This is a genomic window from Acidobacteriota bacterium, from assembly GCA_022562055.1.
In the GTDB taxonomy this organism is placed as follows: Bacteria; Actinomycetota; Acidimicrobiia; order Spongiisociales; family UBA5794; genus BMS3BBIN02.
Genome location: JADFQA010000010.1, coordinates 74,190 through 82,651, shown reverse-complemented (window position 1 = coordinate 82,651; position 8,462 = coordinate 74,190). Strand labels below are relative to the sequence as shown.

7 protein-coding genes and 3 tRNA genes are annotated in these 8,462 nt (G+C 59.8%); 5 read left to right on the top strand and 5 right to left on the bottom strand.

Going from position 1 to position 8,462, the window contains the following annotated elements; all coding sequences use genetic code 11:
* The 3 genes from IIC71_05110 to IIC71_05100 form a co-directional block, all read right to left on the bottom strand.
* Nucleotides 1–1,105, bottom strand: a 1,105-nt coding sequence (locus IIC71_05110; protein ID MCH7668570.1) for a hypothetical protein, incomplete at its 3' end; no start/stop codon positions are given.
* A 176-nt stretch (nt 1,106–1,281) separates the two neighbouring features.
* Nucleotides 1,282–1,707, bottom strand: coding sequence for a HEPN domain-containing protein (locus tag IIC71_05105; GenBank protein MCH7668569.1), 426 nt, complete (start codon nt 1,705–1,707; stop codon nt 1,282–1,284).
* Nucleotides 1,682–2,302 (bottom strand): nucleotidyltransferase domain-containing protein, encoded by a 621-nt coding sequence (locus tag IIC71_05100; GenBank protein ID MCH7668568.1) that lies wholly within the window; start codon nt 2,300–2,302, stop codon nt 1,682–1,684. The genes IIC71_05105 and IIC71_05100 overlap by 26 nt, the downstream gene beginning before the upstream one ends.
* 154 nt (nt 2,303–2,456) lie before the next feature.
* Here IIC71_05100 and IIC71_05095 point away from each other — a divergent pair, with 154 nt between their 5' ends.
* Complete coding sequence (locus IIC71_05095) at nt 2,457–3,239, top strand: arginase family protein (protein MCH7668567.1); 783 nt, start codon at nt 2,457–2,459, stop codon at nt 3,237–3,239.
* A 34-nt stretch (nt 3,240–3,273) separates the two neighbouring features.
* On the opposite strand, the gene acs is transcribed toward IIC71_05095, so the two are convergent.
* The gene (acs, locus tag IIC71_05090; protein ID MCH7668566.1) at nt 3,274–5,223 is read right to left on the bottom strand and encodes an acetate--CoA ligase; all 1,950 of its coding nucleotides are present in this window, start codon (nt 5,221–5,223) and stop codon (nt 3,274–3,276) included.
* A gap of 240 nt (nt 5,224–5,463) precedes the next feature.
* Between acs and IIC71_05085 the strand changes: the two genes are divergently transcribed.
* The 4 genes from IIC71_05085 (at nt 5,464) to IIC71_05070 (ending at nt 7,144) form a co-directional block, all read left to right on the top strand.
* The gene (locus IIC71_05085) at nt 5,464–6,774 is read left to right on the top strand and encodes an S-layer homology domain-containing protein (GenBank protein ID MCH7668565.1); all 1,311 of its coding nucleotides are present in this window, start codon (nt 5,464–5,466) and stop codon (nt 6,772–6,774) included.
* 100 nt (nt 6,775–6,874) lie between these two features.
* Nucleotides 6,875–6,947, top strand: a tRNA-Glu gene (locus IIC71_05080).
* 7 nt (nt 6,948–6,954) lie between these two features.
* Nucleotides 6,955–7,029, top strand: a tRNA-Asp gene (locus IIC71_05075).
* A gap of 42 nt (nt 7,030–7,071) precedes the next feature.
* A tRNA-Phe gene (locus IIC71_05070) sits at nt 7,072–7,144 on the top strand.
* A gap of 231 nt (nt 7,145–7,375) precedes the next feature.
* Here IIC71_05070 and IIC71_05065 read toward each other — a convergent pair.
* Nucleotides 7,376–8,134, bottom strand: a complete 759-nt coding sequence (locus IIC71_05065) for a hypothetical protein (protein ID MCH7668564.1) — start codon at nt 8,132–8,134, stop codon at nt 7,376–7,378.
* Nucleotides 8,135–8,462 lie beyond the last annotated feature (328 nt).

Sequence of the window (8,462 nt, the reverse complement as noted above, 5' to 3'; positions counted from 1 at the left end):
TCACCGTCACCGCAAACGTCCCCGCCACCGGAATGATGTAATTCGTATCACCTGACGTTGCGGCATGCGTAACGTTCGGGGACTCAACAGGCTCAACAAGGTCATCGTCCACCGCCGTCACAATCACATCCCGCGGCGTATCCCAGTTACCCGCCGTGAACGTAAGAGACGTCACACTCAACGAAATATCCGGTGACGACTCATTAACCGCAACAATCACATCAGCCGTCGGCTGCGAACTCAACTCCACCGTATATGTAACCGTCGCACCACCCTCAGTCACACTCCCCGACGTCGGCATCAAAATCACACCAGCCGAATCGTTGTCGTTCACCGTCACCGCAAACGTCCCCGCCACCGGAATGATGTAATTCGTATCACCTGACGTCGCGGCATGAGTGATATTCGGAAACTCGTCATCCTCAACGAAGTCATCGTCCACCGCAGTCACAACCACAGTCTTCGGCGAATTCCACTCACTCGGGGTGAACACCAGCACCGTGACATCCGCGGTGACATCAGGAGACGAATCATCAATCGTGACCGTCACGTTGAACATCGGCTCAGAATCCAACTCCACCGTATACGTCGCCGTAGCACCACCCTCCGTGGCGTTCCCCAACGTCGGCGTCAACGTCACACCAGCCGTTTCATCGTCTGTGGTGGTGACGACGACAGAATCAACCGTAATCTCGTCGTAGTTCAAGTCCAACGAGGACGCAGTGTGCACGATCGTTGACATCACATCACCATCGTCGATGTCATCACCAACACCTGTCACCGTCACCGTCTGAAGAGTGGTCCCATCTGTGGATGTGAATATCAGGGAAGATTTGTCCAATGACACTTCGCCGGTTCCAGGCAAAGCAATTGAGATCGTGACGTCTGCGCTCGGAAGCTCATCCAATACTACGTCGTACGTCATGATCCCGCCGTCCTCAGCAATGGTCCCCGAAGTTGGCGTCACCGTCACGCCGGGAACAGCATGTGCAGGAGGCGTGAAGACGAGTGTGAGTACCGACACGATCAACACGAAAGCCAGAGTCATCGACAGGCGACGGCGGCTTCCCCTAGTAACAAACGTCCACATATGAAACTGCTCCACCTAACCAGCGTCGGATTGCGTCCAGCGCGGACACCGACCCCCGAATCTACTTTCAGCGACATCGTGGCACTGCCAGGGCAAACACCCACCGCGTGCCGACAACGTCGTCTCCGTAAAGGATAGTGGACTATCCAAAACATGTCGCTACCGGGCCAGCTTCTACACGAGTACCCGACCTAACGAGAGGATCGTTGGACCCGGATGGCAATGACGACACACCGTCGGGCTCTTTCTACCGCCTTGGTCGCCGCAGAAAGTGGGATGTCGTCGGAATCGTACTCGGCCTTCGTCTTCATCGGTAGCAGCCGACGGAGTTCCGTCCCTAGCTCCGAACCGTCCTTTCCTGCCTGTTTGAGGAGTTCCAATGCCTGAGCATGGTCGTGACCGGTCGCTCGCGTTCCCAGCCTTGCCCCACACACGACGTCCGCCGAGTTAATCCCAGCGTGGACTGCAAGGCTGGTCGCAGCAATTCCCCGACCGGCCTCAAGTTCATCCGCTGCCGCAGCGACGTATTCCTCAGCTTTGGCGAGATAGCTGCGCACCTGGCTGCTTGTGACGACTCTGGTCCGCGGATTCCTAGGCGGCATCGTTCTCGAGTTCATCGAGGCTCAAACCGTAGACCACGACTCCGTCTCGACGAATGTCGCGCCAAATCTGTCGCCTGCTCCGTAGGCTTGCAGAAATCTCATCGATACCCACCTCGAGAGCTTCCACCGAATTACCGCTCAACCGCCGGACCGCGCTCTGCCACTGCTCAATCGACTCCTGCCATTCCTCGTCAGACGCTTCGACGTCTTTAGGCCTGACAAGAACAGCGTCGATGTCGCTTTGCGCATCGGCCTCGCCCCGAGCGAAGGACCCAAACACCACGACCGAAGATGGGGGAATGGGAAGCGCGGCGGCGAACCGTCGCATCTCCTCGATCACCGTGTCCCTCGGTCGGGCGAGTGCGAGCAGCGGACCTGCAATGACGTGTTGTGGCACAAGCCGAAAGAGCGAAGAAGGCGGGACATCACGACGGTTTACCACGCCCAAATCAACAAGATGAGGGAGGACACGCGATGCCTGGGCCACACTGACGTCCGCCAAACGCGCAATCGTCCGCATGTTGAGTTCAGCAGTGGTTTCCACCAAAACTGCTAGAACTCTTCCCTGCACGCCGGGTACCAGGGATTCGAGAGACCGAAGAAAGTCCATGAAGCAATGATATCACTATACAGTCATAAATGTAACAATCGTTTCTTTTATGTCTTGTAATGACTAGGGCCGCTCATCCACTCGTGCAGCACGACCGGTCGCGAAAAGTCTCAGACGGTGAACACGCACCCCGTCGCGCCGATAACGTGATCCCATGAACGTCATCTCAGTGCCGTATTTTGTCGGCCGCTTCTTTGATGACTTCGAGGTGCCGCAACCGGCCGAAGTTCTCGCTGTGGACCTGCCGGACGAGGGCTCCTCCGACGACCCATTTCGATCGGAAGAGCCCGGTGACATCGGGCAAAGGCGCATGGCGGTCCTGTACGGCGAACTCGCGACGCGGGTCGCTGCAAGCGGCCCAACGGTTGTGTACGCCGGCGACTGTCTCGCGCCGATCGGGGTGCTTGCGGGTCTGCAACGCAAAGGAATCGTCCCCACTTTGTATTGGTTCGACGCACACGGCGACTTCAACACATGGGAGACCACCGAGTCGAATTTTCTCGGTGGCATGCCACTGGCGATGATCACTGCAAGAGGCGAGCAAACCATCGTCGAGGCAACGGGGATGAAGCCTCTGCCCGATGAGCGCGTAGTGCTGGTCGATGCCCGCGACCTCGACCCGAAGGAGGGCGCCGCAATTGCGGCTTCCGGGCTCACCGTGATGTCCGTTGACGACGTGGCTGCAAGCGAGCCGCCGCCCGGACCGATCTATGTGCACGTCGACGTGGATGTCGTCGACCCAACCGACCTTCCGGCGGTCAACTACCCGGCACTCGGAGGTCCGGGCGCCGAGGCGGTGCAGACTGCGATCGCTCGTCTCGCGGCTACGGAACGTGTGGTGGCGGCGTCGATCTCCTCATGGAACCCTGCACTACCGGATGCTGCCAAGGCGGCGGCAGTGACACGGTCGATCATGGAACCTCTGCTCAAGAACTGACCTGCACCCTTAATGCCCTCGTCGCTCTCGGTGGTCAGTCTTCGTCTGTGACGGCGGCCATCTCGGCGATTTCGGCAACGATGTCGGCGTTTGCCAACGTCGTGACGTCACCAAGCTGGCGGTGTTCCGAAATGTCACGCAGCAAACGGCGCATGATTTTCCCAGAGCGGGTCTTGGGGAGATCGTTCGTAAATACGATGCTCTGCGGTTTGGCTATCGCCCCGATGCGCTCTGCGACGGTGTTTCTCAGCTCGTCGATCAATTCGGAAGAACCTTCGAACTTGTCGCGCAGCGTCACAAACGCGGCAATCGCCTGACCCGAAATCGGATCCTTACGACCGACAACCGCGGCCTCGGCAACGGCCGGATGATACACCAGCGCGGACTCGACCTCGGTCGTCGAAATGTTGTGGCCTGCAATGAGCATTACATCGTCGACGCGGCCAAGCAGCCAGTAGTAGCCGTCGCTGTCGGTCTTGACGCCGTCACCGGGGAAGTACATGCCTTCAAACCGTGACCAATAAGTGTCGATGTAACGCTGGTCGTCGCCGTAGATGGTGCGCAGCATGGACGGCCACGGGCGTCGGATCGCTAGGAACCCGCCGCTACCCGTTGGCACAACCTCACCATCGTCGTTTACGACCACAGCGTCGATCCCTGGGAATGGCCTAGTCGCTGATCCCGGTTTGGTGGCCACCGCGCCTGGGAGTGGGGTGATCATGATTGCGCCCGTTTCGGTCTGCCACCAGGTATCAACGATCGGGCACCTCTCACCGCCGATGTGCTCGTGGTACCAGATCCACGCCTCGGGGTTGATTGGTTCGCCGACCGTGCCGAGCACCTTGAGCGAGGAGAGGTCATGACGGGCGGGGTATTCGTCGCCCCATTTCATGAATGCACGGATCGCTGTAGGCGCCGTGTAGAAGATCGTCACCTTGTACTCGTCAATGATCCGCCAAAGACGGTCAAGGTCGGGGTGGTTCGGCGCACCCTCGTACATGACGCTGGTAACACCGTTCGCAAGCGGCCCGTACACGATGTAGCTGTGGCCGGTGACCCAACCAATGTCGGCGGCACACCAGTAGATGCTGTCCGGTTTGATGTCGAATACGTAGTGATGTGTTGTGATGATCCCGGTGAGGTACCCGCCTTGGGTATGCACAATCCCTTTCGGCGAACCGGTCGTACCAGACGTGTAGAGGATGTAGAGAGGGTCCTCGGCGTTGAGATGGACGGGTGGGCATTCGTCGCTGGCGGCCGACATCAAGTCGTCGTACCAGACGTCCTTGTCGGTCATCTCGACGTCGTTGTTGCACCGCTTGACCACGATTACCTTTTCGACAGACGGGCAACGAGCGACCGCGACGTCGGTAGCCGGTTTGAGCGGCACGACCGACCCGCGCCGCCATGCGCCGTCGGCTGTCACGACGACCTTCACCTGCGAGTCCTGGATCCGACTGGCCAACGCCTCGGACGAAAAGCCACCGAACACGACCGAATGGACAGCGCCGATCCTGGCGCAGGCGAGCATCGAGATCGCAAGCTCGGGGATCATCCCCATGTAGAGCGCTACCCGGTCGCCCTTTTCGACACCGAGGGACCTTAGGCCGTTGGCGAACTTGGAAACCAACCCGTGCAACTCGCTGTAGGTGATGGTACGTGTGTCACCAGGCTCACCGACCCAGTGATAGGCGACTTTGTCCCCTTGCGTCTCAAGGTGTCGATCCAAACAGTTATAGGACAGGTTCAGCTCACCATCGCTGAACCACTTGAAAAACGGAGGGTTCGAGTCGTCGAGAACGACCGTCGGCTCCTTGAACCAGGTGATGCGCTCGAGCGCCTGTTTATGCCACCACGCCTTGTAGTCCGACTCGGCCTCGTCGTAGATCTCAGCGGTTGCGTTGGCCTGAGCAGAAAACTCATCAGAGGGCTCAAAGATGCGGTTCTCGTTGAGAAGATTCTCAATCGCTTGGCTATCCGACATGTGACTCTCCAGAGATTCGACCTAACGACTCGACTCAGAATATAGGCGCACGGAGCGAGGGCGTGTCGTCGCCGGTCTCAAACAAGCGCAACTATCTGCATGCGAGCACCTTCCGGGATGGGAAATGCATATACGTATCGATTATGCCAGGGATCGATAACAGCAGACAAAGCATAGGATCCGCTCCGAGCGTCTGGAGGAGCGATACGTCAGACCTCAAGCAGGGGTTCCGCAGTGCCGATGAAAGTGACAATGGGGATTTCAACAAGCCGAAGGCGTTTTGCAGCGTTGCTGGCTGGTGCGACGCTGGTCGCGCTGCTCGTCCTTCCCGGCGGTACCGGGGTTGCGAACGCTGCACCAACCGATCCCGGCGGCTCATTCACGGACGATGACGGGTCTGTCCACGAGGGTTCGATCGAGGCGATATCAGCCAAAGCCATCACGCTCGGCTGCAACCCTCCTGCGAACACCCGCTTCTGCCCCGAATCGCCAATCACTCGGGGCCAAATGGCTGCGTTCCTCACCCGTGCGCTCGACCTTCCTGCAGGACTAGCGAACCAGTTCGTCGATGTCGGCGAATCGCCGTTCGTCGCCGACATTGCGGCCCTCGCCACCGCCGGAATTACCAAGGGCTGCAACCCCCCGAAGAGCGACCGGTTCTGCCCGGGGGCGTCGGTCACGCGTGGAGAGATGGCGACGTTCCTCACCCGTGCGCTTGGACTCACCGCGGTCACACCGCCGCAACGCTGCTCGATTCTGCCCGCCGACAACATCTGGAACACTCGGATCGATACCGCACCGCTCGATCCCCGGTCCGACGATTACATCTCCTCGATCGGGGTAACGGGTTTCATCCGTGCTGATTTTGGGTCTGGGGTCTGGCCACCGGGGTCAGATTCGCCGATCGGTATTCCGCTCATTGAGGTCGACGATGCGCAGCCTGATGTCGCCATTAATTGGACAGCGTACGGCGACGAGTCGGACGACGGACCGTATCCAATTCCAGGTGACGCGCCGATCGAGGGCGGAGCATCGTCCAACGGCGACGGGAGCTGGAACGCCGATTCCGGTGCGGTGTACTACCTGCGTTCAAACGATTTACGCCCGAACGGATGGACATCGGCAGACGCCGCAGGTCTGCCGATCACTCCCGGTCTCGTCACATACGACGAGGTCGCCAGCGGCCGAATCGAGCACGCGATTCGATTCACGGTAAGCACCAGCCAACGCGCCTACGTGTGGCCGGCGCGGCACTTCGCATCGTCCAACACGTCCGCAAGCGTGCCACCAATGGGCCAACGATTCCGGCTCAAAGCCAGCTTTGACATCAGCGGCTACGCACTCGAAATCCAAGTCATCATGACTGCCTTCAAGGAGTACGGAATCATCGTTGCCGACAACGGTGCTGACTGGATGGTGTCTGGCGTCCTAGACAGCAGATGGGACAACGATATGCTCCGCGAACTGCGTGACATTCCTGGGTCGGCGTTCGAAGCCGTTGATGTCTCATCATGGATGGTCGACCCCGATTCGGGTCAAGTTTCTCCGTAGATTGAACACCAGCACCGAATTCACCTGGCACATGGTTCCGCGATATACTCCGGTCCGCCCAGTTGGCTGCTGCTGGAGATCAGGTAAACTTTCGTTCCCTGCCCCCATCGTCTAGCGGTCTAGGACTCTGCCCTTTCAAGGCGGCAACGGGGATTCGAATTCCCCTGGGGGCACATATTTGGGGGCGTGGTGAAGTCTGGAGTTCACGCCGGCCTGTCAAGCCGGAGGTCGCGGGTTCAAATCCCGTCGCTCCCGCCCAACGCGATGCCCGGGCTACTGTCCGGGCATTGCTGCATAGGTCAGGTAGCTCAGTTGGCAGAGCACCGCTCTGAAAAAGCGGGGGTCGGCGGTTCAAGTCCGCCCCTGACCACAGAACGCCGCAGGCTCCACGACCCAGCCAACGCAACACCACCACACGCCCACCACACACAGGCCCGTCTCGCCCATCAGCGCAGGGAAGAACCCTGTCCAGCCGAGCTGGACGGTCGGCATGCTTTCGCCTCCTCCGCCGGCGACACACACCTCCTCCGAGTCGACCCTCCGGGCCGACACGCGCCGCCTGGTTCAAGTCCGCCCCTGACCAGGACATCAGTCCGGCGGGCTAGTTCAAGAATGCCTGTGCTTGTGATGGCGCCCACCGGGACGCAACCTCGCGGTACCGTAGACCCGCGGTGAGAAAATCCCCGGCCTCGAGCGCCACGATGCTCTCTTCGACAAGAGCCGATGAATCGTCGAGGACCAAGTCGGCTTCTGAGAACATGCCCGCAACTCGGTCGTAGTCCAACTCGACTACTGCGTCCTCCGTGAACCCGGCCAGCCAACGCGCCAAATCTTGGAGGGGCACCAAGGCGCCTGGGCCGAGATTCGCATCGCTGAGTACCCGAATGCCACGGTCAACTCGGCGCTTTACGGTATCCATCGGTGCGCGATACCGGAGGCTCATTCCACTCCCGGCCTGATAGAGGCTGCGATGCTCGGCCGTAAACGCGACAAACCACCGCAGCGGAACAAACCACGGCGAAGTCAGGATATGTGATTTCGCACTAGGCATCTGGGACCGAAGAGCAATGAGCTGATCTTTCACCGTCTCAACCGCGTGCTTTGGAATGAGCACGCCACCGGGGTACGTTTTGTCGAAGGCGATTACGCCCTCGAGCATCCGCAGCCGGGCGAACCGCGGGCAAACAAACCTGTCACCCTCCCACTCGAGGACTAGGACATCGTCGGCCGTGGACTCGGTCCACAAGAAATGGTCGGTCACGACGACTTTACGAATCGACCCAGAGCCGTGCTTTTCCCATCTCTTTCGCGCAAGGCGATCCTCGCGAACGTACACGCGGAGATATGCTGCGGCGATCATCCAACAATGGTACCCGCGCTGTGCGACCAGCAGACAGGCGCGGCAAATCGCTATCATTGACTTGTTGACAGAGGTGCACTTGGTCCGGCCGTCGCCGATCCGGACAGGCGCACAGAGTCTGGCGACCGTCGGGCGAGAACGTCACTCACGGTCGCGGTGCGGCGGCCTCAACCAGTTGGTGCACCCGCAACAGAGCCGCACGCCGGCAGTGTGCCCGATCATGATTCGGGCCGCGAAGAGGAAGGTTGGGTCACCGGCACGAAACGTCAACCAGTCGGACGAGACAGAAGACGAACGCCCGACGCGGCGGGTTCGAGCGCACGTAACG